The sequence below is a fragment of the Arthrobacter subterraneus genome, assembly GCF_900099735.1.
Lineage (GTDB): Bacteria > Actinomycetota > Actinomycetes > Actinomycetales > Micrococcaceae > Arthrobacter_D > Arthrobacter_D subterraneus.
Genome location: NZ_FNDT01000001.1, coordinates 202,378 through 227,292 on the forward strand (window position 1 = coordinate 202,378; position 24,915 = coordinate 227,292).

Consider the following 24,915-nt stretch of genomic DNA (forward strand, 5'->3'; position numbering starts at 1 on the left):
GCGAAAACCGTCCCGCGAGCCCGAGAGCCACAACAACGTCCCGTGAACCTGGGGCCACTTTCAATCGCCCCTCTGGGGCCAAAAATACTTGACACAATCAGCCACCGGGGCGGCTTGAGCAGGGTTGTGCTGCTCTACGTCGGCTCGGCAGCGGCAGGGCTGGTGGGCCCGTTCATCCTCGGCGAGGTGGTCGACGCTGTGGTTGCCGGGACAACCAGTGGGTTCATCGCTGCCATGTCACTGCTGATGCTGGCGTTCCTCGTGGTCCAGGCGCTGCTGCGCAAGTTCGCAGTCCGGGCCGGCATGGTGTTCGGTGAAACGGTTTTCGCAGAGCTGCGCGAGGACTTCATGGCACAGGTGACCTCGTTGCCGCTGTCCACGGTGGAGAAGGCAGGTACGGGAGATCTGGTCTCCCGGACCACGAACGACGTGGATTCGGTCTCGCACACTGTCCGGTTCGGTGTTCCGCAGGTGGTGGTGTCCGTGGTGACCATCGTCATCACGCTCGCTGCTGCGGTGCTCGCCTCTCCCCTGCTCTCCCTCGCGCTGCTGGTGGGCGTCCCGCTGCTGTACCCGGCGACGCGCTGGTACCTCAAACGCAGCTCCGCGGGCTACAAGGCGGAGCGGGAGAGTTATGCGGTGGTGAACGGTGCCATCACGGAGACCATCGAGGGCGCCCGGACCGTTGACGCGCTTGGGCTCGGTGCGCTGCGCCGCGACCGCCTCGACGAGGCACTTCGCGGCAGTTTCGCCGCGGAGCGGTACACGCTCTGGCTGCGTTCGGTGCTCTTCCCGGCTGCGGATACGGCCTTCTGGCTGCCGGTCGCCGGTGTACTCCTGTGGGGCGGATGGCTCGCTTCCACCGGCGCCGTCACGCCCGGAGCCGTTGCGACAGTCGCCCTGTTTGCCGTCCGCCTGATCGATCCCGTGGATCTTCTGATCATGTGGACCGATGAAATCCAGGTGGGTGCGGCCTCGCTGGCCCGGATCATCGGCATCAAGAGTGTTCCTGCCGACCGGACCGCCACGGCAGAGGAGCCCGATTCCGAGGACATCACTGTCTCCGGCGCCCGTTACGCCTACCGCGAGGGCCACGACGTACTGCACGGGGTGGACCTGCAGCTGCGGCGCGGCGAACGGCTGGCCATGGTCGGGCCGTCCGGTGCCGGGAAGTCGACCCTTGGCCGGCTCATCGCGGGAATTCACCCGCCCACGTCAGGTTCGGTGACCGTCGGCGGCGTGCCCTTGGTGCACCGTCCGCTGGACGCATTGCGCCGGGAGGTTGCTCTGGTGACCCAGGAACACCATGTGTTCGTGGGGTCGCTCGCCGACAACATCCGGCTTGGGAAGTCCGATGCCACGGAGCCCGAGATTGAAAAGGCACTGGACGACGTCGGTGCGCTGGGCTGGGCGCGCGCGTTGCCGGACGGCTTGGACACGGAGGTCGGTTCCGGGGCCTACGAGCTGACTCCCGCGCAGGCGCAGGAGGTGGCGCTGGCGCGCCTCGTCCTGGCGGACCCCCACACGCTGGTCCTCGATGAAGCAACGTCACTGATTGATCCGCAGGCAGCGCGGGACCTGGAGCGGTCGCTCAGCGCCGTGCTTGAGGGCCGGACCGTGGTGGCGATCGCGCACCGGCTGCATACCGCGCACGACGCCGACCGGGTGGCCGTGGTGGAGAACGGCAACATCACGGAGCTGGGCTCCCATGACGAGCTGCTCGCACTCGGCGGCTCGTACGCGGCTCTGTGGCGGTCGTGGCGGACCGAGTAGGACCCGGAACTTTCGGGCACCTCCGGCGGCTTCGCCGGCGTTGGGGCCGCCAGAGGTGCGCAAAACTTCCGGGGGTTAGTGGTCGAAGAACACCAGCGATGAGTTGATGAGCTCGCTGATCACCTCGGCATCATGTGCCCGGCGCAGTGACTCGCGGAAGTTCTCCTTGAAGAGGGAACGCGCCAGCGTGGCGAGAACCTCGAGGTGCTCGGAGTAGGAGGCTGCGGGTGTGGCGATCAGCAGCACCAGGGTGGCGGGGCCGTCCAGCGCACCGAAGTCGAGGCTGTGCCCGTACCGGGTGACGCCGACGGCGATCGACGTCTGCTGCACGTACTCGCTGCGGGCATGCGGGACGCCCACGCCGCCGGGCAGGCCGGTAGCCATCTGGTGTTCGCGGGAGTTGACCTGGGCGAGGAAGGCGTCGAGGTCGGTGATCCGCCCGCACTCGTGCAGGCGGGCGGCCAGCTGGGATGCGGCGTCGGCCTTGTCCTCCGCCACCATATCGAGGATCACCATGTGCGGGGTGGTCAATTCGGCATCATGCAGGTCGAGGGGTGTCACAACCGGCCTCTCACGGGGAAATACGGGAACTGGTGCGTCGGGAACTGTGCGCCGGGCGCCAGAGCCTTGACCGGCGCACCGATCCGGGTCCTAGCTTAGCGGCACGATGTCTTCCACACCCATGCGTGCGCTGTCGGCGGAAACGTCGTCGGGCTGCTGCTGGCTGAGCCTTTCAGCCTCCACCCTCGCGAGGTAGTGCTTAACCTCACGGTCAACCTGTGCCTCGCTCCAGCCCAGGTGGGGGGCCATGAGTTCCGCCACGACAGGGGCCGCCGACACTCCGCGGTCCCAGGACTCGATCGAGATGCGGGTGCGGCGGGTCAGGACATCATCGACGTGGCGCGCGTCTTCGTGCGTGGTCGCGAAGACCACCTCCGCGCGCAGGTAATCATCGGCGCCGGGAAGCGGCTCCGCGAGTTCCGGGTTGTCGCGGATGAGATCGAGCACCAGTTCGGCCTGGGTTCCGTAGCGCTGCAGCAGATGCTCGACGCGGGCCACGTGGACGCCGGCGTCTTCGGCGAGGCGGGCGCGCTTGTTCCAGGCGGCCTTGTACCCCTCGGCCCCGAGCAGCGGCACCGTTTCCGTGCAGCTTTCCGGCACCCGCTCGTCGAGGGCGCGCGAGGCCTCGTCCACGGCGTCCTTGGCCATGACGCGGTAGGTGGTCCATTTGCCGCCCGCCACCACCACCAGGCCGGGAACCGGGTGGGCCACCACATGCTCGCGTGAGAGCTTCGCCGTGGAGTCGTTCTCCCCGGCCAGCAGCGGCCTCAGTCCCGCGTAGACACCCTCCACGTCCTCCCGGGTCAGCGGCCGCTTCACCACCTTGTTGACGTGTTCGAGGATGTAGTCGATGTCCGACGACGATGCCGCCGGATGCGCCTTGTCCAGGTCCCAGTCGGTGTCAGTGGTGCCGATGATCCAGTGCCGCCCCCAGGGGATGACGAACAGTACGGACTTTTCGGTGCGGAGGATGAGCCCCACCGTGGACTGGAACCGGTCCCTCGGCACCACGAGGTGGATGCCCTTGGAGGCGCGGACCTTCAGCTGGCCGCGGTCGGTGACCATGGCCTGGGTTTCATCCGTCCAGACCCCGGTGGCGTTGACGATCTGCTTGGCGCGGATGCTGAATTCCTCGCCCGTTTCCTGGTCCTTCACCCGCGCCCCGACGACGCGCTCGCCTTCCCGGAGGAAGTCGATCACCGAGACCCGGTTTGCTGCCTTGGCACCGTAGGAGGCGGCGGTGCGCATCATGTTGACCACGTAGCGGGCGTCATCCACCTGCGCATCGTAGTAGCGGATGGACCCCACCATGGCGTCTTCCTTGAGGCTGGGGGCGGCACGGAGCGTTCCCCTGCGCGTGAGGTGCTTGTGCATGGGGACGCCGCGGGAGTTGCCGGAGGTCATGCCCATGGTGTCATACAGCAGAATGCCCGCGCCGACGTAGGGACGCTCGATGAAACGCTTGCTGAGCGGGTACAGGAACGGCACCGGCCGGACCAGGTGCGGCGCAATCCGCTGGATCAGGAGGCCCCGTTCCTTGAGCGCTTCCTGGACGAGGGCGAAGTCCAACATCTCGAGGTACCGCAGGCCGCCGTGGATGAGTTTGGATGACCGGGATGATGTGCCGGCCGCCCAGTCACGCGCCTCGACGATCCCGACGTCCAGTCCCCGCGTCACCGCATCCAGCGCGGATCCGACGCCGACGACGCCGCCACCCACAATCAGGATGTCCAGTTCCCTGCCGGGTTGGCCGGTGGACTTCAGTGCGGCAAGTGCTTCTTCGCGCTGCTGAGGGCTGAGGGCGCCTTTAGTCATGGCCGTTATCCACCTTCGTTGTTGCGGATTGGTCACTCCACCTTAAGCAATCAGCCGTTGGAAAGGTAGGGCGAGAGCACGACCTCCACGCGCTGGAATTCCTTCAGATCCGAGTAGCCCGTAGTCGCCATGGCGCGGCGGAGCGCACCGATCATGTTCGAGCTGCCGTCGGTGTGGTGCGAGGGGCCCCAGAGGACTTCCTCGAGCGGCCCCACCGTACCGACGTTCACGCGGTCGCCGCGGGGAATCTCGCTGTGGTGGGCTTCCTGTCCCCAGTGCCAGCCCTTGCCGGGCGCTTCCTCGGCGCGGGCCAGCGCTGACCCGAGCATGACGGCGTCGGCTCCGACGGCGATGGCCTTGACGATGTCACCGCTGGCTCCCATGCCGCCGTCCGCAATGACGTGCACGTAGCGCCCGCCGGACTCATCCAGGTAGTCGCGGCGTGCAGCAGCCACATCCGAGATGGCCGACGCCATCGGTGAGTGGATGCCCAGAGCGCGCCGCGTCGTCGTCGTTGCTCCGCCGCCGAAGCCGACCAGGACGCCGGCCGCCCCGGTGCGCATCAGGTGCAGGGCTGGTGTGTAGCCGGCTGCGCCGCCCACAATGACCGGGACGTCGAGTTCATAGATGAACTGCTTGAGGTTGAGCGGTTCCTCGTTCCTGGAGACGTGCTCGGCGGAGACCGTGGTGCCGCGGATGATGAAGATGTCGACGCCGGCGGCGAGGACGGTCTTGTAGAACTCCTGGGTGCGCTGGGGGGTCAGGGACCCGGCAACTGTCACACCGGCGTCGCGCATTTCGGCCAGGCGGCTGGTGATCAGCTCAGCCTGGATGGGCGCTTCGTAGAGCTCCTGCATGCGCCGGGTTGCTGCGGGGCTGAAGTTCTCCGTGGAGAGCCCGGCGATCTCCTCGAGGATCGGTGCCGGATCCTCATAACGGGTCCAGAGGCCTTCGAGGTTGAGGACGCCCAGGCCTCCGAGCTTGCCCATCGCGATCGCTGTGGCCGGGGACATGGCCGAATCCATCGGAGCGGCGATGACCGGCATCTCGAACTGGTAGGCGTCGATCTGCCACTGGACGGAGACGTCTCGCGGGTCGCGTGTGCGGCGGGATGGGACCACCGCAATGTCATCGAGGGAGTACGCCCTGCGTCCGCGTTTGCCTCGTCCGATCTCAATCTCGTAAGTCACTGGTCTAGGTTATCCCAGCGTCTAACGGGCGCTGCTTACATGCACCACCAGGGCGTCTCCTTGTCCACCGCCACCACAGAGAGCTGCAACACCGACGCCCCCGCCGCGCCGCGAGAGTTCCAGTGCCGTATGGAGCACCACACGTGCTCCCGAGGCACCGATCGGGTGGCCCAGGGCAATTGCACCCCCGTTGACGTTTACCTTCGCTGCGGAGACGCCGAGTGCGTCGGTGCTCGCCAATGCGACGGCTGAGAAGGCCTCATTGATCTCGATTACATCGAAGTCTGCCGGGGCCATCCCCTCCTTCCTGGCTGCGCGTTCGATTGCCCGGGCAGGCTGCTGCTGAAGGGTGGAGTCCGGTCCGGCCACGGAAGCGTAGGCGCCCACTTCAGCAATCCAGTCCAGCCCCAACTCCTCCGCCCGGCTGCGTCGCATCAGGACCAGCGCGGCCGCCCCGTCGGAGATCGGGGAAGCGCTGCCGGCGGTGATTGTGCCATCCGGGCCGAACGCGGGCTTGAGCTTCGCGAGGGTTTCCGGGTTGATGTCCTCGCGCACGGTTTCGTCCTCGGTCACCCGCAGCGGCTCACCGCGGCGCTGCGGAACCTCCACCGGGACGATCTCGCCATCGAACGTACCGTTTTTGCGGGCGGCATACGCGCGCTGGTGGCTCATTACCGCGTAGGCGTCCTGCTGTTCGCGGGTGTAGCCGCCGCCACCGCGGTTGGCGGCATCGGTCAGCGCACCCATGGACTGGTCGGTGAAGGCATCCCATAGTCCGTCATGGTTCATCGAATCAACCACGGTGAAGTTTCCGTAGCGGCTCCCGGTACGGGACCCCGGTATCAGATGCGGGGCCTGGGACATCGATTCCATTCCGCCGGCGACGACGACGTCCGCCTCACCCGTGCGGATCATCCGGTCCGCGTCCGCGATGGCGGCGATGCCCGACAGGCACACCTTATTCACGTTGGTCGCCGGCACGTCCATCCCGATGCCCGCCGCTGCCGCCGCTTGGCGTGCCGGGATCTGGCCCGCTCCGGCAGCAAGCACCTGACCCATGATCACATGGTCGACGGCGGCGGCGTCCACGCCGGCGTTTTCCAGTGCTGCCCGGATGGCGATCCCGCCGAGCTCGGCAGCGGAAAAGCCCGACAGCGAGCCAAGCAGCTTGCCGAACGGGGTGCGTGCGCCGCCGAGGATCACGGTTCGCTCCTCCGGTTGAACCGGGCGGTTCAATGCCATGTCGCTGGTGCTCTTCACAGGTACTTCCTCTTCACAGTCATTCGTGCTCTTCACAGGGGATGGCTGGCGGCCGTGAAACCGGCGTCTTCAGATGCTCGATACAGCGAGCCGGGGGTCGACTGCCAGTTCCGGCTCGGTGGCCGCCGCTACATCCTCCACCGTGACGCCGGGCGCCAACTCCCGCAGGATGAGCCCTTTGCCGGGAACGATGTCGATGACGGCAAGATCGGTGATGATGCGGTCCACCACCTCCCGGCCCGTGTACGGGAGGGAACATTCGCATACGATTTTGGGGCTCCCATCACGGGCGGTGTGGTCCATCAGCACAATCACCCGGCGCGCCCCGTGAACCAGATCCATCGCACCGCCCATGCCCTTGATCATCTTTCCGGGAATGGTCCAGTTGGCAAGGTCGCCACGTGTGGACACCTGCATTGCGCCGAGGATAGCGGCGTCGATCTTGCCGCCGCGGATCATGCCGAAGCTGGTGGCGGAGTCGAAAACAGAGGCACCGCGCCGCAACGTCACGGTCTCCTTCCCCGCATTGATAAGGTCGGGGTCCACCTCACCATCAAGCGGGTAGGCGCCCAGGCCCAGCAGGCCATTTTCGGACTGCAGGACGATCTCGACGTCGTCGGGCACGTGGTTGGGTACCAGAGTGGGCATCCCGATCCCGAGATTGACGTAGCTGCCGTCGCTGAGTTCCAGTGCGGCCCGCGCTGCCATCTGCTCGCGGTCCCAACCCGTCCGGTTTGTTGCCTCGACCATTAGTTCTGCTCCGTTCCGGTGCGGGTGGTGCGCTTCTCAATCCGCTTCTCCGCAGCTTCGGCAGGAGTCAGCGGCACAACCCGATGCACGTAGACACCGGGCAGGTGGATCTGGTCGGGGTCAAGGTCACCCGGTTCCACCAGTTCCTCGACTTCAGCAATAGTGACCACCCCCGCCATGGCGCACAGCGGATTGAAGTTGCGTGCGGCACTGTGGAAAACGAGGTTCCCATGCCGGTCTCCCCTGGCTGCGCGGACGAGAGCAAAATCGGCCACGATCGCCTTCTCGAGAACGAATGTCCCGACAGAACGGCCCAGCTCGAATTCCTCCGTTCTTTTGGGAGGCGAGGCGACGGCAACCCCTCCTTCGAAATCGTACTTCCAGGGCAGCCCGCCCTCGGCGATCTGGGTGCCGACCCCGGTGGCCGTGAAGAACGCCGGAATCCCGGAGCCGCCAGCGCGCAGGCGCTCGGCGAGGGTGCCCTGCGGTGTCAGTTCAACCTCGAGTTCCCCGGCCAGATACTGGCGGGCAAATTCCTTGTTCTCCCCGACGTAGGAGGCGACCACGCGCCGGAACCGGCCGTCCTGCAGCAGGAGCCCGAGCCCCCAGTCGTCTACGCCGCAATTGTTGGAGATCACTTCGAGGTCGCCGCTGCCCTGCTCGCGGAGGGCCTGAATCAGCACGCTGGGGATGCCGCAGAGACCAAAGCCTCCTACGGCCAGGGATGCTCCTGCCGGGATGTCCGCTACGGCTTCCCGCGCTGAGGTGACTGTCTTGTCCATGGAATCAGAGTCCTCTGTTGAGCGGATGCCGGCTAGAACCCGACATTGTCGCGGCCCTTGAGCTGCAGCATTTCGCGTGCCTCATCCGGGGTGGCGATCTCGAAGTTGAGCGCCTCGAGGATGGTGCGGATACGCGTGACCTGTTCGGCGTTGGTCTTTGCCAGCTGGCCCGGCGCAATCCACAGCGAGTCCTCCAGCCCAACCCGGACGTGCGACCCCATGGCGGCGCCGATCGTGGCGAGCGGGATCTGGTTCTTCCCCGCGCCGAGGATGGACCATTCGTATTGGTCGCCGAGCAACCGGTCCGCGGTGCGGCGCATGTGCATCAGATCCTCCGGGTGCGCACCGATTCCGCCCAGCAGTCCGAAGACTGACTGTACGAAGAGGGGTCCCTGCGCGAGGCCGCCACCGTGGAAGTGTGCCAGATTATTCAGATGCGAGATGTCGTAGCATTCGAACTCGAACCGTGTGCGGTTTCCGTTCCCGATTTCAAGGATGGTCTGGATGTCCTGGAACGTATTCTTGAAGACCAGATCACGGCTCTTTTCAAGGGCTTCCCGCTCCCACTCATGCTGGAAATCCCGGTACCTGTCCAGCATCGGGTAGAGCCCAAAATTCATCGAACCCATGTTGAGCGAGGCCAGTTCGGGTTTGAATGCGGCTACAGGGCGCATGCGCTCCTCCACGGTCATGTGCGGCGAACCGCCCGTGGTGATGTTGATGACCGCATTCGTGTTTGATTTCAACTTCTCGAGGATCGGCGCAAAGTGGTCCGGGTTCTGCGATGGACGGCCGTCCTTCGGGTCCCGGGCGTGCATGTGCACGATGGCGGCGCCGGCCTCCGCTGCACCGATCGCGGCGTCTGCTATTTCCGACGCCGAGACTGGCAGGTGTGGAGACATGGAGGGTGTGTGGATAGCGCCGGTAACGGCGCTGGTGATGATGACCTTGCGAATGGCAGCCATGGGGAATCCTTCGAGGGTTTAGTAGAGTTTTTCGGTGTTGCCGTCGACGGCCAGCGCCTGGCCGTTGACGTTGCCGGCCATCCCACTGGCCAGGAAGAGCGCCATGTTGGCGACGTCCTCCGCCTCGATGAGCCTGCCCAGCGAGGACTGGTTGTTGTACAGGGCTTCAACCTCCGCCGGATCAGCGCCCAGCATGGCGGCTTTCGCGTCGATAACGGCCTGAATGCGCGGACCGTTCACGGCACCGGGGCAGATCGCGTTGGTGCGGATGCCTTCCGGGCCCAGTTCAATCGCCAGCGTTTTGGTGAAGCCGATTACAGCCCATTTGGAGGCCGAGTAGGCGCTACGTCCGGCCATCCCGAGCCGTCCGGCAGCGGAGGAGAGATTAATGATGGTCGGCTCCGTGCCCCGGCGTAGCAGCGGCAGCGCGTGCTTGACGCAGTAGAACTGGCCATGGATATTGACATCGAATGTGCGCGTCCAATCCGCGGCGTCCAGCGTTTCCACCGGGCCGGTGGGGCCTGCGATGCCGGCGTTGTTCACCAGGACGTCGAGTCCACCGAACTCCTGTTCCACGCTGTCCATCAGCGAGCTGACCTGTGCCTCGTCCGAAGCGTCCGAGACGCTGGCACTGAAGCCCGCCGCCTGGGCCGCCGTGACCTGGCGGGAGTCGATATCCGTAACGAATACCTGCGCGCCGTGCTCGCGGAAGCCGGTAGCGATGGCCTGTCCGATACCGTTTGCCCCGGCGGTCACAAGGACCCGTCTACCCGAGAAATCCATGAAAAGTCCTTCCGGCATGTGTGTCGATGGTCAGTAACCCGTCAGGACGGGGTGCATCCGCAGGTCCGACCGATATGCAGGCGGTGTGCGCAGATGCGGGAAGTGTAGGTATCAGAGGAGGAGTTAATACGGTCAAGCAGCATGGCGAATGCTTCATTGGCCATCTCCTGCTGCGGTTGCACGATGGTGGTGAGATTAATGAGTTCCGAGCGGCTGAATGGCAGCCCGTCCGATCCGACGACGGCCAGGTCATCGGGGACGCGTATGCCATGTGCCAGGGCATACTGCATGATGCCGATGGCGATTTCGTCACTGCCGCAGACCGCGGCCTGAGGAGGCTTGCCGGCGAAAAGCCGCTCGGCTGCGATCTGACCGCCTTCATTGTTGAGACGCGTGCTGATCTTACGTTCGCCGCCGATGGCGATGCCGGCTTTCGCGGCGGTCCGGACAAAGGCGTGTTCCCGGGCAAGGGAGGCCGTGGAGAACCGCGGACCGATGACCGTTGCGATTTCCGTGTAGCCGTGGCTGAGGACGTGCTCCATCAGCAGGATCCCGGCGGCGTCGTCATCGATGCCGACGAAGTCCCCCTCCAGGAAGTGCGACCGCCGGGACAGATAGACGTACGGAATGCGGGCGGTCCGCAGGGTACGCATGGCCGTGGCATCCTCGCTGAACGCGGCGGCGAGAATGACGCCGTCCACATTCCGTGCGGCCATTGTTACGGCCACCTGGTTCAGCACATCGGGATCGTCCTGGGTGGTGGCCACGAAAACCTCATAGCCCGCCTCTGCGGCGGCTGTGATGATGCCCTGCGCCCAGCGTGGAAACATTGGATTGATGATGTTCGGCAGGACCAGGCCGATTACCCGGGTTTGCTGGACGTCCGGTACACCGTTGGCGCCGCGCGGCCGGAATCCGAGTTCGTTGGCTATCCCGATAATGTGCCGGCGGGTTTCCACCGACACACCACCCTTCCCGTTCATGACATAGGAGACGGTGGCCGTGGATACGCCGGCAGCACGGGCGACGGCTGCAGCCGAGACGGGCACAGGCCGCCCGGCGATTGGTCCAGCACTCATCCGGGTCTCCTTTCCTCCTCGTGAAGTTGCGGATTTTATTACATATCAGCGTCTATTTGTTAAGCAACGTTAATCTGTACTTAAGGTGAAGAGGTCGCTGGCCGTTTGTTTTCTCCATCCCGGTTCCTTAGGACGCAGTCCATCCTCCGTCGACCATCATGGCCGTACCAGTGACCATGTTGGACCAACCGGAGGCGAGGTAGAGAATGGCACCGGTAACGTCGCCTAGGGTTCCGAAGCGGTGCATTGGTATCCGGTCGAGAAGACTCCGCCTGGTCTCTGGCTGTGCCAGCAAGGACTGGGTCAATCCCGTCTCAATGAAGGTGGGGCAGACGCTGTTGACGAGAATCCGTGGAGCCCATTCAACGGCAAGGGTTTTTGTCATCAGTTCCAGCCCACCCTTGCTGGAACAGTAGGCGACGCGCGTAGGCGAACCGACGTGCCCGTACCGGGACGACACGTTGATGATCTTCCCCATGCCGTTCGCGCCGAGCGCCCGCGCAAAAGCTTGGGAGGTGAAGAAGGCCCCTCTGAGATTAACGTTCATTACCGAATCCCATTCAGATTCGGTCACTTCAAGCGCCGGAGTGCGGATGTTGATCCCGGCGCAGTTCACCAGCACGTCGAGTGCACCGAAATGGCTGTGCGCGCTGTGCACCATGCGTTCGATGTCCGCCGCGGAGGCCACATCGGCGGTGATTCCCAGAATCCGGTCCGGTGCCAGGGACTGCGCACGAAGACGCCCCACCGCTTCTTCGACCGCGAGCCCGTTCCGCCCGGCTATGGCCACGGAGGCCCCGATCCTGGCGAGTTCGAGGGCTACATTCTCGCCAATACCCCGCGACCCTCCGGAAATCAGGAACGTACGGTTCGCAAGTCCGGTGGCAAGCACGTTGATCAGGGCCGTCCCATTCGCAGAGTTCATGGCCTCGTCCTAGTCGATCGGTGGGTTGCCCAGGCGCTGCTTCAGCGCCCCCAGCTCGGCATAGGCACGGTCGCGGTACTTCGCGAGCCCTCCGGCCTGTGCCGGATCCATCGCGAGGAAACCCTGGCCGCTCTTCATGCCCAGCTGCCCGGCAGCCACCTTTTCCCGAAGCAGGGACGGAGCCGCGAAACGCTCACCGTAGGCGGCCTCCATGCTGCGGAATGCACCCTCATAGACATCGAGTCCGGCAATATCTGCGATAGCAAACGGCCCGAACACCGCCAGCCGGAATCCGAAGGAGTTGCTCACCACTTCATCAATCTGGGCCGGGTCGGCAAGTCCCTCCTCAACCATCCGCACCGCCTCCTGATACAGGGCGAACTGCAGGCGGTTGGCAACGAAGCCGGCGGAATCGCTCACTTGCGTGGCTACCTTGCCGGCCCGCCCGAGCAGCTTCTCCACCGCTTCCACCGCACCAGCCGAGGTACTCACCGTGGGGATAATTTCCACCGAGGGTACAAAGTAGGACGGGTTCATCCAGTGCACACCGAGGAAATTCTCCGGTTCGGCGGAAGATTCAGCCAGGGTAGAGATAGGAATTGCGGAGGTATTGCTGCCGATGATCGTGCCGGACTTAGCCGCCGCACTGATCTGCCCGATGACTGATTGCTTCAGCTCCAGCCGTTCCGGGACAACCTCGGCGACGTAATCGACGTCGTCAACCGCGTCCGCGAGCGAGTGCGCGGCGCGCAGGTTGCTCTCCAGCAGCTCACCGGCGCCGGAGGGGAACAGCCCCTCCCCCTCGTACCGCCGGCCTTCCTCGACCAGGCGGTCCACCGATTTACGGGCCGCTTCGGCGTCGATATCAGCGATCTTGCAGCACACCCCCGAAAGCGCCAGGGACTGGGCCATACCCCCGCCCATGTAGCCCCCGCCGATAATGGCTGCGCTGTTGATCTGTACCGTCATGACGTGCCCTTCCGTAATGCGACCGGGGCCGCTGGTACATGGATCTATTTGAGGACCTGGGGCAGCCAGGTCGAGATGGCCGGGATGAAGCTCAGGATCAGCACATCGACGAAAAGGATGGCTACGAACGGAATGATCGCCCGCGACAGCACCGCAATTTTCAGGTTTGAGATCTGCGACGCCACGAAGAGGTTGATGCCAACCGGAGGCGTAATAAGCCCGATCGCCAGGTTCACAACCATGATGATGCCGAAGTGCACCGGATCGATCCCCAGGCCGGTTGCCACCGGAAGCAGGATGGGGACGAGGATCAGAATCGCCGCTGCTGCTTCGATGAACATGCCGGTGAGCAGGAGCACAACGTTCACCACAATGATGAAGACAGCAACGTTCATGTTGGCCTCGGCGAACATGTTGGAGATTTGGGTGGGGATCCCCAGTCGGTTGATCAGGAATCCGAAGAGCCCCGCGGTGCCGATCACGATCATGACAATTGCCGTAGTAACAGCCGACTTGCTGAAGATGCCCAGAAGTTCACAGAGCTTGATCTTCCGGTACACGAGCATGCCGACGACCAGCGAGTAGGCAACTGCCACGACGGCGGCCTCGGTGGGTGTGAAGACGCCTCCGTAAATCCCGCCCAGAACGATCACGGGCATCAACAGCGCGAGGAGCGCCCCGCGGAATGAACGCAGTAGTCCCTTGAAGTCAGTACGCTCCACGCCCTTGTAACCGCGCTTCTTAGATACAACGTAGGCGGCGATCAGTAGCGATGCCGTGACAAAGAGCCCGGGCAGGATGCCCGCTATGAACATGTCCCCGACGGAAACCTTCGCTGCAATCGCGTACAGGATCAGTGGGATGCTGGGCGGAATGATGATACCGAGCGCTCCGGAAACCGCCTGGTTGGCGCTGGCGAACCTGTCGCTGTAGCCCCGTGCGACCATGGCGGGAATCATGATAGAGCCGATGGCCGCCGTTGTTGCGGCGCCAGAGCCGGAGATCGCAGCGAAGAACATCGACGTCACCACTACCACCATTGCAAGTCCGCCGGTGATGTGACCCACGATGGCGCTGGCAAACTGAATGAGCTTCTCCGAGATTCCGCCGGACTGCATGAGATAGCCGGCGAGAATGAAGAAGGGGATAGCCATCAGGGGGAAGGAGTTCATGGAATTGAAGATCTGCTGCGGAACCACTTCAAGACCAAAGGTGTCGCCCACCACAGCGGTCAGCGCTGTGGCGAGGCCGAGCGCGACAGCGATCGGGACCCCCAACGCGAAACAGACTACGACAGCGCCAAAGAGAAGGCCGCCCATTTAGATTTCCCCTTCCGTGATGCCCTCAAGGCCCTTCGGCGCATGTTCGGTGCCCTGGATGTCCGGGGCGAGTTCCTCAATCATCAGGACGAACGTGTTCAGCAGCATCAATAGGCCGCCAACAGACAGCGCGAGCATGGGCCACATCATGGAGACACCGGTTGCCGGTGCCCTCTGGTAGGACACCGTGGAGGCGATTTCCCATCCGTAGACGATGAGGATGATGTAGAAGACCAGTGACAACGCGTGTGCGGCGATCTTGACCACTTTCCAGGCAAGGCCTTTCAGCAGATCCGGTAAGATCTCGACGGCCAGGAGAGTCCCCCGCCGGACGGCGTAGGCCGCTCCAAGGAGTGTCAGCCAGATCATGAGGAACCGTGAGACCTCTTCGGAGAAGGTCAGCGAGTCGCCCACCACGAAACGGGCAAATACCTGCCAGGTGATGAGCACGGTCATGATGGCTAGCATGAGCGCGAGGACTACTCCCACGGTGTGGTTGATGGCATCCATAATGCGGACATCCGAGGAAGACCAGCAGGCCATCCTGGAAGCTGCAGAGTACGCGCTCCCGATCCAGCGGCAGGCGAGCCAGGACCAAGAAGCAGAGATGAAGAAGAAGCTCGTCGAGGAAGGCATGGAACTGACAGAGCCGGACCTCGAACCGTTCCGCAAGGCCGTCGAGCCCGTCTACGAGAAGTGGGCCCCGGAGATCGGCCAGGAACTCGTCGACAAGGTCAAGAACTTCCAGTACTAGACCTCTACCTCAGCGGCGGGAGCTCCATCGGGGCCCCGCCGCTGTCGCAGTGCATAAAGGAGCAAACGTGAAGAAGTCGCTACGGCGGGAAGGAGTCGAAGAGCTTCTTGCTCATCATCATCGGCGCCGGTGAGTAGACGTGCTGGGTCATGTTGAGGTAGTCCTGCACCTCGTAGAACTTCACGTCGTAGATGGTCGGCAATGGGTTCTCCTGGCTTTCCATCACGCCTTGCTGGAGCGCGGTGTAGACCTCCGGCCATGCCATCGGAGTGGCGTTGGCCCCTAGCGCGGTCCAGGTATCCACTTGGACTTCGCTTTCCTGGGTGCGATGCTTAATGCCGTTCAGGTCCTCCGGTGTGTTGATCGGGCGAACGCTGTTGGTCTCGTGCCGAAAGCCATTTTCCATCCACGCCAGAATCTTCACGTTGGCGGCTTCTTCTAGGGACTTGGCCAGATCCTCCCCGATTTCGCTGTCCAGCACGGCGTACGCGTGCTCGGGGCTGTCTATCAGGTACGGCAGGTCGAAAAGGAAGAACTCAGGAGCGAATCCGCCGATAGGCCCAGTAGAGCTTATGCCCATGTCAATGGAGTCGATGGACATGCCCTCGACCACCTCGCGCTCGCCGCCCAGTGCGTTGTTGTAGTGGTACTTGACTTTGATCCGACCGTCGGTGAGTTCTTCGAGCTTGTCGCCGAAGGCCTTCACTCCAACGTGCTGGTGAGAGCCCTCTCCGAGCGGCAGGCTCATGTCGAGCGTTCCGGTGTATGGTTCGGCATTCTGACTACCGGCCGCCCCACCGCATCCGGCGACCGCTAGCGCCACACCCAGTCCGAGACCGAGCGCCGCGAGAGCCCTCTTTCCAAATTTCTTCTGCATGATCCTGTGCCCTCCGTTGGGTGAATTGTCCGTCGGGGCCTGCGGTCCTGACACGTAAGCTGCGTCACATCGCCGGCACAGTCAGGAACACTATGAGGTGCGCAATGTGTTAAGCAACATTAAGTCGCGGCGGACTCCGCCGGATATGGTTACGTATGCATAACGAAGCGCGTCCTGTCCACAAATTATTCACCGGGACACGTCGAAATCCCGCCAGAGGGCGAACCGGCGGGAGGGGCGTGGCTGGGCGCGAGCCTTTATGAGGACTTAACGGACGTACGGCGGGGTGAACGTTGACCTATGGAGAGTTCACTTAATCAGCACTGAACACAGAGCCTATTTTGAACCATAGTTCGGGGCCTCCACGGTCATCTGGATGTCGTGGGGGTGGGATTCCTTGAGGCCTGCGGAGGTGATCCGGACAAACTTGCCCTTCGCCTTGAGTTCCGGGATGGAACGGGCTCCGGTGTAGAACATGGTCTGGCGCAGGCCCCCGACCAGCTGGTAAGCCACCGAGGAAAGCGGCCCGCGGTAGGCCACACGGCCTTCGACGCCTTCGGGGATGAGCTTGTCATCACCGGTGACGTCGGCCTGGAAGTAGCGGTCCTTGGAGTAGGAGGTGTTCTTGCCGCGGGTCTGCATTGCGCCGAGCGAACCCATGCCCCGGTAGGTCTTGTACTGCTTCCCGTTGACGAAGATGAGCTCGCCGGGTGCTTCCGCCGAACCCGCCAGCAGGGAACCCAGCATGACGGTGTCCGCGCCGGACACCAGGGCCTTGCCGATATCCCCGGAGTACTGCAGGCCACCGTCGGCGATCAGCGGGACGCCGGCGGGGATGGCGGCCTTGGCGGATTCGTAGATGGCGGTCACCTGCGGGACGCCGACGCCGGCCACCACGCGGGTGGTGCAGATGGAACCGGGGCCCACGCCCACCTTGATGCCGTCAGCGCCCGCGTCGATCAGGGCCTGGGCGCCCTCGCGGGTTGCGGCCTGGCCGCCGATGATATCCACATGGGAGGCCGCCTTCTCTGCTTTGAGGCGGGCGATCATGTCGAGGACACCGGCGCTGTGCCCGTTGGCGGTGTCGACGAAAAGCGCGTCCACACCGGCGTCGACCAGTGTCATGGCCCGCTCCCAGCCGTCGCCGAAGAAACCGATGGCAGCTCCGACGCGGAGGCGGCCCTCGTCATCCTTGGTGGACAGCGGATACTGTTCCGCCTTGGTGAAGTCCTTAACCGTGATGAGACCGCGGAGGATGCCGTTTTCATCAACCAGGGGGAGCTTTTCGATCTTGTTCTTGCCGAGGAGGCCGATGGCGTCCTCTCCGCTGATACCCACGTGGCCGGTGACCAGCGGCATGGGGGTCATCACTTCGCGGACCAGCCGATGCCCGAACTCGGACTCCGAGACGAAGCGGGTGTCGCGGTTGGTGACGATGCCGAGGAGCCTGCCCTCGCCGTCGACCACGGGAAGGCCCGAGACGCGGTAGTGGCCGCAGAGGTCATCGAGTTCGCGGAGCGTGGCGTCGGGGCCGATGGTGACCGGGTTGGTGATCATGCCGGACTCGCTGCGCTTGACGCGGTCCACCTGCTCGGCCTGATCAGCGATGGAGAGGTTGCGGTGGATCACGCCGAGGCCGCCCTGGCGTGCCATGGCGACGGCCATGCGTGCTTCGGTGACGGTGTCCATGGCGGAAGACAGCAGGGGGGTCTGGACGGTGATCCGCTTCGAGACCCGCGAGCTGGTGTCCGCCTCCGAGGGGATGACGTCGGTGTGTCCGGGAAGGAGCAGGACGTCGTCGTAGGTCAGCCCGACAAAGCCGAAGGGATCGTGGGACGGTGATACGTTCGACAGTTCGCTCAACGCGGCGCCTCTTTCGGGGGGATGCTTGGAGTGATCGCCGGTGCGGTGGACCAGCGCTTTCCGGCTTCTATCGTAGAACGAATGCCGTGCAGCCCCTATTCCGATGACCGGTTTCCGGGTGTGAAAAGGGCAACGTTCCGGCCCTCCTGGGAGGACCGGAACGTTGCCTGTGCGCTGCTCCAGCGGTCATGACCGCTAGCGGCTGTGTGCCTTTTTAGTGGCTGTGGCCGTGCTGCTCTTCTTCTTCGACCGGCTTCTCCACCACGAGGGTTTCGGTGGTGAGAACCAGTGCGGCGATCGACGCTGCGTTGCGCAGCGCGGAGCGCGTGACCTTCACCGGGTCGATGATGCCGGCGTCGACGAGGTTCTCGTAGTCACCGGTGACGGCGTTGAAGCCGTGTCCGACCTCAAGCTGGCCGACCTTGTCGACGACGACGTAGCCTTCGAAGCCCGCGTTCTCGGCGATCCAGCGGAGCGGCTGGATCAGAGCACGGCGGACCAGGCCGACGGCGGTGGCCGCGTCGCCCTCGAGCTTGAGGACGGTGGGATCTTCGTCCAGCACCTTCGAGGCGTGGATCAGGGCAGAACCGCCGCCTGCCACGATGCCCTCTTCGAGGGCCGCGCGGGTCGAGGACACGGCGTCCTCGATGCGGTGCTTCTTTTCCTTCAGCTCAACCTCTGTGGCTGCGCCGACCTTGATCACGCCGACACCGCCGGCGAGCTTGGCCAGGCGCTCCTGGAGCTTTTCGCGGTCCCAGTCGGAATCGGTGCGCTCAACCTCGGCGCGGATCTGCGAAACGCGGTCGGCAACATCCTGCTCGCTGCCTGCGCCGTCAACAATGGTGGTGTTGTCCTTGGTGACGGTGATGCGGCGGGCGGTACCCATGACCTCGAGGCCTACCTGGTCCAGCTTCAGGCCGAGATCCGGGGAAACCACCTGCGCACCGGTGAGGGTGGCAATGTCCTGGAGCATGGCCTTGCGGCGGTCGCCAAAGCCCGGGGCCTTGACGGCAACGACGTTCAGGGTGCCGCGGATCTTGTTGACCACGAGGGTGGACAGTGCTTCACCCTCGATGTCCTCGGCGATGATGAACAGCGGCTTGCCGGCCTGGAGCGCCTTCTCGAGCAGCGGCAGGAACTCCTGGAGAGAGGAGATCTTGCCGGAGTTGATCAGGATCAGGGCATCCTCGAGGATGGCTTCCTGACGCTCAGGATCGGTCACGAAGTACGGGCTGAGGAAGCCCTTGTCGAACTGCATGCCCTCGGTGAGGACCAGTTCGGTCTGCGTGGTCGAGGATTCCTCGATGGTGATGACGCCGTCCTTGCCGACCTTCTCGAAGGCCTCGGCCAGCAGGTCGCCGACTTCCTGGCTCTGCGCCGAGATGGCTGCAACGTTGGCGGTCTGCTTGCCGACAACCTCGCGGGCGTTCTCCAGCAGACGTGCGGCAACAGCCTCGATGGAAACCTCGATGCCGTGCTTCAGTGCGCCGGGAGCGGCACCTGCCGCAACGTTGCGCAGGCCTTCCTTGACCAGTGCCTGCGCGAGGACGGTAGCCGTCGTCGTGCCGTCACCGGCGACGTCGTTGGTCTTGGTGGCAACTTCCTTGGCCAGCTGCGCGCCCAGGTTTTCATACGGGTCGTCCAGCTCCACCTCACGGGCGATGGTCACGCCGTCGTTGGTGATGGTGGGGGCGCCCCACTTCTTGTCGAGGACCACGTTGCGTCCGCGCGGGCCGAGCGTCACCTTCACGGTGTCGGCCAGCTTGTCAACGCCGGCTTCCAGCTTGCGGCGGGCGGCGTCGTTAAACTCCAACTGCTTTGCCATGTTGCTTCTTTCCTTTCAGGCTTGTGCAGGGATGTGTACTTACAGGAAAGAACCCCGGCCGATGATGACCGGGGTTCTTCTGCACAACTACTTGACTACGATCGCCAGTACGTCGCGGGCGGAAAGAACCAGGTACTCCTGGCCACCGTGCTTGACTTCGGTGCCACCGTACTTGGAGTAGATGACGACGTCGCCTTCAGCCACATCAACCGGAACGCGGTTGCCGTTGTCGTCAACGCGGCCGGGGCCTACTGCGACAACTTCGCCCTCCTGGGGCTTCTCCTTCGCGGTGTCCGGGATGACCAGACCGGATGCGGTGGTCTGCTCGCCTTCCAGCGGGCGAACAACAATACGATCTTCAAGAGGCTTGATAGAGACCGACACTCGGACCTCTCCTTCACTTGGTTTGAATGAATCTGGGTATCGAGCAGGCGCTGACCGTCGTCGCGGTGCCGGTTGGCGCATCCTCGAAGGATTAGCACCCTCATAGCGAGAGTGCCAAGTCTGACTTTATGCAACGGTTAGCACTCGGTCAAGGCGAGTGCCAGAGGCTGGCAACTTATGGACGCCCGGCGGCCTCCAGTCAGGCGCTCCTGCGCTTAATCAGGGTTCCCGGGAACCGCACCTGATGCGCTGGGAGATCGGGGTTCTGCAGCCGGTCGAGAAGCATCCTCGCGCCGACCCGCGCCATCTCGCGGCTGGGCTGGCGCACGGTGGTCAGGCCGAATGATTCCCATGAGGCCATTTCGACGTCGTCGTAACCAATCACCCAGCAGTCAGCCGGCGCTGACAGCCCGTTTTTGCGCAGGGCATCCAGAGCGCCGAAAGCCATATAGTCATTGACACAGAAAACAGCCATAGGACGAGGGTCCCGCTGCAAGAACTCCTCCACAATCCGCACTGCGCGGTCATGGGAGAACTCGCCGCCGAACTGCAGATGTGCAGGCACCGGATGCCCGTGTTCGGCCATCCGGTTCAAAAACCCGGTGCAGCGGTCCCTGGAGGTGCTGGCACGTTCGGTGCCGCCTATGAGCGCCACGCCTGTACGTCCATGTGCTGACAGGTAGTCGGCCACGGCGGCCCCTCCGGCAAAATTTTCGCTGGCGACCTGGTCGCAGTCGAGCCCATCAACAATGCGGTTAATCAACACAATGGGGCTGTCCTGCTCGACTGCCACCTGGAGCTCCGGGGATTCTTCAGTAGCCGTGGTGAAGACCACACCATCCACCGCACGCTCCCGGATTGCGGCCAGCGCGTCACTATGGCTGTCGCCACCGGCATTCCAGATCACAACCCGGTATCCGGCCCCGTCGAGCTCCCGTGTCACCTCGTCCAGTATCTCGGGATAAAACGGATTGGTCAGGTCATCCACCACGACGCCAATGGTGCGGGTGCGCCGCGTCTTCATGGCCTGGGCGCCGGCGTGCGGAACGTATCCCAACGTCTCCATGGCCGCACGTACCCTGGCGGCGGTTTCGGGCGAGAGCTTGGAGGAGGACGAGAGGGCCCGGGAGACAGTGGCCTGAGAGACGCCGGCCAGCTGGGCAACATCGCGACTGGTAACCATTGCTTCTCCTCCGGTCCGCTGGAGCCGGGACGACCCATTTCCCGCTTTTCTTTTCGTGCAGCGTGGCGCGGCATCCATAGGCAGTATACGTATACAAAAGGACGAAAGAAGGGCTTGAGTCTTTTCATGTATACGTATACACTCGGTGGCGGCGGTCATCAACGGCTGCTACGGGCGCTTTTTTAGTGACGCCCATCAACGAAGATGGAAGGTTCTCACCATGACGATCGACACCGACAGGACAACGGCTCCTGCTGTGCCCTCCCGCCTGCTCAAAAGCCCCGCCCGCACGGATGAAGGCCGTGGAAGCTCACCCGAGGTTCGCAAGGTCGTTGAGGAAGTGATCGCGGACATCCGGACGCGTGGTGATGAAGCCGTGCGTGAATACTCCGAGCGTTTCGACAAGTACTCGCCTGACACGTTCCTTCTCAGCGATGAAAAGTTACAGGAGATCATGGCGCGCGTTCCGCAGCAGGTCATCGACGACATCACCTTTGTGCAGGAGCAGGTGCGGGTCATGGCTCAGAAGCAGCTCGAGTCCCTGAGCGACTTTGAAATCGAAACGCTGCCCGGGGTGCTGCTTGGTCAGAAGAACGTCCCGGTTGAAGCGGCCGGCGCCTACATTCCGGGCGGGAAGTACCCCCTCTTGGCAAGCGCACACATGACCATCATCACGGCCAAGGTCGCCGGCGTCGAACGCGTCGCTGCGTGCACTCCCCTGATCCAGGGTGAGGTTCCCGACGCCACCGTCGCGGCTATGCACCTGGCCGGCGCTGACGAGATCTACCTGCTCGGCGGAATCCAGGCCGTGGCCGCCATGGCCATCGGTACCGAAACGATTCGCCCGGTCAACATGCTTGCCGGTCCCGGAAACGCCTTTGTCGCTGAAGCCAAGAGGCAGCTCTTTGGAGAAGTCGGTATCGATCTGTTCGCCGGTCCCACGGAAGTGCTGATTGTCGCGGACGAGCATGCGGACCCGTTCATTGTTGCTGTAGACCTGCTTTCCCAGACCGAGCACGGTCCGGATTCTCCGGCGGTACTGATCACCACAAGCGAGGACCTTGGACGGCAGGTCATCGACCATATCGAAGCCATCCTTCCCGACATGCCTACCCGGGATTTCGCCGAGCCCGCATGGCGCGACTGGGGAGCCGTGCACGTAGTGCAGTCCCTGGACGATGCCTACGCCCTCGCGGACCAGTACGCCTACGAACACGTGCAGATCCTCACAGAGGAACCGCGCACCGCATTGGAGAAGATGCACAACTACGGGGCGCTATTCCTCGGGGAGGGAACCTGCGTGTCCTATGGCGACAAAGTGATCGGTACGAACCACGTTCTTCCCACGCGCGGTGCCGCCCGTTACACCGGCGGCTTGTGGGTAGGCAAATACCTCCGGACGGTTACCTACCAGGAAGTGGTCAACACGGAGTCGAGTGCATTCTTCGGTGAACTATGTGGGAGGGCTGCGCGGGTGGAACGATTCGAAGGACATGCACGCTCCGGAGATGTCCGGGCCGCGAAGTACCGGCGTACCGGGCTCTCCTGGTCCGGCCACACCTTCGGACAGTAGCGGAGCGCCGCCGTGAACTTCCGACTGGACGGTAAGAAAGTACTCGTGGTCGGCGCCGGTCGCGGTCTCGGCAGGGCCATCGCTGATGGCCTTGCCGAGCAAGGCGCAGTGGTCTACGGAACCAGCCGCGACCAGGCCACGAGCCGGGAGATAGCGGAGCGCTACGGGACAGCTCCGCTCTCGGTGGACCTTTCCGATGCAGACAGCATCCGTGCATTTGTCGCAGATCTCCTCGAACTCACTGGCGGCATCGACCTGCTCGTCAACAACGCGGGGCTGAACATTCCCAAGCCTGCAGTCGAGGTGACGGAACAGGACTGGAACGCCGTGCTGGGCACCAACCTCACCGGACCGTTCTTCATGACGACGGCTCTTGCGAAGGCCTGGCTCGAGGCGGGAACCACCGGTTCGGTGGTCAACGTTGCCTCGCAGGCCGGGATCGTCGCCATCGAAGACCGTGCTGCCTACGGCGCAAGCAAAGCAGCTCTCATTCACCTCACCAAGGTCCTTGCTCTGGAATGGGCCTCGAAGGGCATTCGGATCAATGCCGTAGCCCCCACCTTCATCCGTACGGAACTCACCGAGTCCACGCTGAACGACCCGCAGCGGGCGGCGGAACTACTGGGCCGCATTCCCGTCGGTCGTTTCGGCCAGCCGGAGGACGTTGTCGGTGCGGTCCTCTATCTCCTCGGTGAAACGTCCGCACTCGTCACCGGCCACACCCTCACGATCGACGGCGGTTACACCATCCGCTGAAACACCGACCACTACTGCACATCGGCTCCCGGAGAAGTTTGAGAAATCGCAGGTCGGGTGTTCGGGCGGAATGATTCCCCGGCGGGCTTACGTGAGCAACCCGGACACGGACTCGAGCAGTCCGGACCAGGGTGAGGGAAATGCTGCTCTGCGCAAGCGCCATGCTCGCTACGAGCGTCCCTGCGACTGCCCCCGGGAGCGTCAACGACGGTTCAGCACGCACCCGCTGGACCTCCAACCACGGTCCAATAGACTGAAGTGCCCGGCCCAGCCCGCCTTGCCGAAAGCCCCTCCCGAAACGCCGAAAGCGATACCGTGACCCAGAACCTCCTCGAGCCCGTCCTGACTCCCGAGGGCTGGGAGCTGCTCAACTCGCTCGGACCCTACTCGGAATCGGACAGTCTCCGGCTCAACGAGCAGCTGCGCGCCGCCGGCCACTCCCCCGAGGTGGTCAACGCCGCCCTGACCCAGTCACGGCTGCGTGCCAAGGCGCAGGCCAAGTTCGGTCCGTTCGCCGCCCGGATGCTGTTCACCCCCGCCGGTCTCGAACAGGCAACCCGGCTCACCGTCGCCGCGCGCCACGCCCAGCGCTACGTGACCGCCGGCCTGCGGAAGGTCGCCGACCTGGGCTGCGGTGTCGGTGCCGATTCGATGGCCCTTGCCACCCTCGAACGCGACGTCACCGCCGTCGAACTGGATGAGACCACCGCAGCCGCGGCCACCATGAACCTGCTGCCGTGGTCCAACGCGACGGTGGTCAACGCTGACGCCTCAGCCGTTGACCTGACCGATTACGACGGCGTCTGGCTGGATCCCGCACGGCGGACCACCTCCAGCTCCGGCACCAGGCGGCTGTTCGATCCGGAAGCGTTCTCGCCGCCCCTTTCCTTTGTCGAGAGCCTCGCGGACACCGGCATGCCGGTCGGCGTGAAGCTCGGACCGGGCATCCCCCACGACGCCGTCCCCTCCAGCTGCGAAGCCCAGTGGGTGTCGGTGGACGGTGACGTCGCCGAAGTGGTCCTCTGGTTCAACGCGCTGCGCCGCGACAACGTCCGCCGCAGCGCCCTGCTCATCGGCGCTGACGGTGCCACGGAGCTCACCAGCAATTCGGACTTCGGCGAGGACGACGACGCCGCTGTCGGACCGGTGGAAGGGTACCTTTACGAGCCGGACGGTGCTGTGATCCGGGCGGGGCTGGTGGCGGACGTCGCCCGCTCCATCGGCGGGCATCTGGTCGACCCGCACATCGCCTACATCTGCGCTCCGGATCTGGTGGACACACCGTTCGCACGGGCCTATCGCGTCCTCGATGTCCTGCCCTACAACGTCAAAACGCTGAAGGCCTGGGTCAAGGCGAACAGCATCGGCGTCCTGGACATCAAGAAACGCGGAACCTCGGTGACCCCGGAGGAACTGCGCAAGCAGCTCCTGGCCGGCACTAAGAAAGCCACCAACAAGGCCACGCTGGTACTGACGCGGATCGGCGAGGAGCGGGTCGCCGTCGTCGTCGATCCGGTCCTGGGGTGAAA

23 protein-coding genes are annotated in these 24,915 nt (G+C 64.0%); 5 read left to right on the plus strand and 18 right to left on the minus strand.

Annotation, left to right across the window (positions count from 1 at the left end):
* The first annotated feature begins 114 nt into the window (after positions 1–114).
* Positions 115–1,773 (plus strand): ABC transporter ATP-binding protein, encoded by a 1,659-nt coding sequence (locus tag BLS52_RS00910; protein WP_245702641.1) that lies wholly within the window; start codon positions 115–117, stop codon positions 1,771–1,773.
* A 75-nt stretch (positions 1,774–1,848) separates the two neighbouring features.
* Here the strand turns inward: BLS52_RS00910 and BLS52_RS00915 are convergent, their stop codons facing one another.
* From BLS52_RS00915 to BLS52_RS00975, 13 genes are all read right to left on the minus strand, one after another.
* Positions 1,849–2,334, minus strand: a complete 486-nt coding sequence (locus BLS52_RS00915) for a PTS sugar transporter subunit IIA (RefSeq protein ID WP_026545966.1) — start codon at positions 2,332–2,334, stop codon at positions 1,849–1,851.
* A 90-nt stretch (positions 2,335–2,424) separates the two neighbouring features.
* On the minus strand, positions 2,425–4,149 hold the full coding sequence (locus BLS52_RS00920) for a glycerol-3-phosphate dehydrogenase/oxidase (protein ID WP_090584175.1): 1,725 nt from the start codon (positions 4,147–4,149) through the stop codon (positions 2,425–2,427).
* Positions 4,150–4,199: 50 nt separating this feature from the next.
* The gene (locus BLS52_RS00925) at positions 4,200–5,339 is read right to left on the minus strand and encodes a GuaB3 family IMP dehydrogenase-related protein (protein ID WP_026545964.1); all 1,140 of its coding nucleotides are present in this window, start codon (positions 5,337–5,339) and stop codon (positions 4,200–4,202) included.
* A gap of 21 nt (positions 5,340–5,360) precedes the next feature.
* Positions 5,361–6,581: an acetyl-CoA C-acetyltransferase gene (locus BLS52_RS00930; RefSeq protein ID WP_090584481.1), complete on the minus strand. Its 1,221-nt coding sequence runs from the start codon at positions 6,579–6,581 to the stop codon at positions 5,361–5,363.
* 87 nt (positions 6,582–6,668) lie between these two features.
* On the minus strand, positions 6,669–7,349 hold the full coding sequence (locus BLS52_RS00935) for a CoA transferase subunit B (protein ID WP_090584176.1): 681 nt from the start codon (positions 7,347–7,349) through the stop codon (positions 6,669–6,671).
* Positions 7,349–8,131, minus strand: coding sequence for a CoA transferase subunit A (locus BLS52_RS00940; RefSeq protein WP_090584177.1), 783 nt, complete (start codon positions 8,129–8,131; stop codon positions 7,349–7,351). The genes BLS52_RS00935 and BLS52_RS00940 overlap by 1 nt, the downstream gene beginning before the upstream one ends.
* A 32-nt stretch (positions 8,132–8,163) precedes the next feature.
* Positions 8,164–9,096: a 3,5-dioxohexanoate:acetyl-CoA acetone transferase gene (kce, locus tag BLS52_RS00945; RefSeq protein ID WP_090584178.1), complete on the minus strand. Its 933-nt coding sequence runs from the start codon at positions 9,094–9,096 to the stop codon at positions 8,164–8,166.
* 18 nt (positions 9,097–9,114) lie between these two features.
* Positions 9,115–9,879, minus strand: coding sequence for an SDR family oxidoreductase (locus BLS52_RS00950; protein ID WP_090584179.1), 765 nt, complete (start codon positions 9,877–9,879; stop codon positions 9,115–9,117).
* A gap of 41 nt (positions 9,880–9,920) precedes the next feature.
* Entirely contained in the window at positions 9,921–10,958 is a 1,038-nt protein-coding gene (locus BLS52_RS00955; protein WP_090584180.1) for a LacI family DNA-binding transcriptional regulator, read from the minus strand.
* Between the two features lie 127 nt (positions 10,959–11,085).
* Positions 11,086–11,883: an SDR family NAD(P)-dependent oxidoreductase gene (locus BLS52_RS00960; RefSeq protein WP_090584181.1), complete on the minus strand. Its 798-nt coding sequence runs from the start codon at positions 11,881–11,883 to the stop codon at positions 11,086–11,088.
* Between the two features lie 9 nt (positions 11,884–11,892).
* Positions 11,893–12,852, minus strand: a complete 960-nt coding sequence (locus BLS52_RS00965) for a 3-hydroxyacyl-CoA dehydrogenase family protein (RefSeq protein WP_090584182.1) — start codon at positions 12,850–12,852, stop codon at positions 11,893–11,895.
* Positions 12,853–12,896: 44 nt separating this feature from the next.
* Complete coding sequence (locus BLS52_RS00970; RefSeq protein ID WP_090584183.1) at positions 12,897–14,171, minus strand: TRAP transporter large permease; 1,275 nt, start codon at positions 14,169–14,171, stop codon at positions 12,897–12,899.
* Positions 14,172–14,681: a TRAP transporter small permease gene (locus tag BLS52_RS00975; protein ID WP_217636711.1), complete on the minus strand. Its 510-nt coding sequence runs from the start codon at positions 14,679–14,681 to the stop codon at positions 14,172–14,174. It abuts the gene before it with no gap.
* Here BLS52_RS00975 and BLS52_RS00980 point away from each other — a divergent pair.
* Positions 14,671–14,925, plus strand: a complete 255-nt coding sequence (locus BLS52_RS00980) for a type 2 periplasmic-binding domain-containing protein (RefSeq protein ID WP_217636712.1) — start codon at positions 14,671–14,673, stop codon at positions 14,923–14,925. The genes BLS52_RS00975 and BLS52_RS00980 overlap by 11 nt on opposite strands.
* A 79-nt stretch (positions 14,926–15,004) precedes the next feature.
* Here BLS52_RS00980 and BLS52_RS00985 read toward each other — a convergent pair whose 3' ends face one another.
* The 5 genes from BLS52_RS00985 to BLS52_RS01005 form a co-directional block, all read right to left on the minus strand.
* Positions 15,005–15,802 (minus strand): DctP family TRAP transporter solute-binding subunit, encoded by a 798-nt coding sequence (locus BLS52_RS00985; RefSeq protein WP_090584186.1) that lies wholly within the window; start codon positions 15,800–15,802, stop codon positions 15,005–15,007.
* A gap of 336 nt (positions 15,803–16,138) precedes the next feature.
* Positions 16,139–17,656 (minus strand): IMP dehydrogenase, encoded by a 1,518-nt coding sequence (gene guaB / locus BLS52_RS00990; RefSeq protein WP_090584482.1) that lies wholly within the window; start codon positions 17,654–17,656, stop codon positions 16,139–16,141.
* A 223-nt stretch (positions 17,657–17,879) separates the two neighbouring features.
* On the minus strand, positions 17,880–19,490 hold the full coding sequence (gene groL / locus BLS52_RS00995; RefSeq protein ID WP_090584187.1) for a chaperonin GroEL: 1,611 nt from the start codon (positions 19,488–19,490) through the stop codon (positions 17,880–17,882).
* 87 nt (positions 19,491–19,577) lie between these two features.
* On the minus strand, positions 19,578–19,874 hold the full coding sequence (gene groES / locus BLS52_RS01000; protein ID WP_026545960.1) for a co-chaperone GroES: 297 nt from the start codon (positions 19,872–19,874) through the stop codon (positions 19,578–19,580).
* Positions 19,875–20,073: 199 nt separating this feature from the next.
* Positions 20,074–21,057, minus strand: a complete 984-nt coding sequence (locus tag BLS52_RS01005) for a LacI family DNA-binding transcriptional regulator (RefSeq protein WP_175460052.1) — start codon at positions 21,055–21,057, stop codon at positions 20,074–20,076.
* Between the two features lie 220 nt (positions 21,058–21,277).
* Here BLS52_RS01005 and hisD point away from each other — a divergent pair, with 220 nt between their 5' ends.
* The 3 genes from hisD (at position 21,278) to BLS52_RS01020 (ending at position 24,913) form a co-directional block, all read left to right on the plus strand.
* On the plus strand, positions 21,278–22,630 hold the full coding sequence (gene hisD / locus BLS52_RS01010; protein ID WP_090584189.1) for a histidinol dehydrogenase: 1,353 nt from the start codon (positions 21,278–21,280) through the stop codon (positions 22,628–22,630).
* A 12-nt stretch (positions 22,631–22,642) separates the two neighbouring features.
* Complete coding sequence (locus BLS52_RS01015; protein ID WP_090584190.1) at positions 22,643–23,386, plus strand: SDR family NAD(P)-dependent oxidoreductase; 744 nt, start codon at positions 22,643–22,645, stop codon at positions 23,384–23,386.
* A gap of 315 nt (positions 23,387–23,701) precedes the next feature.
* A complete protein-coding gene (locus BLS52_RS01020; RefSeq protein ID WP_090584483.1) occupies positions 23,702–24,913 on the plus strand; it encodes a class I SAM-dependent methyltransferase in 1,212 nt (403 codons plus the stop codon).
* The last annotated feature ends 2 nt before the right edge of the window (positions 24,914–24,915 follow it).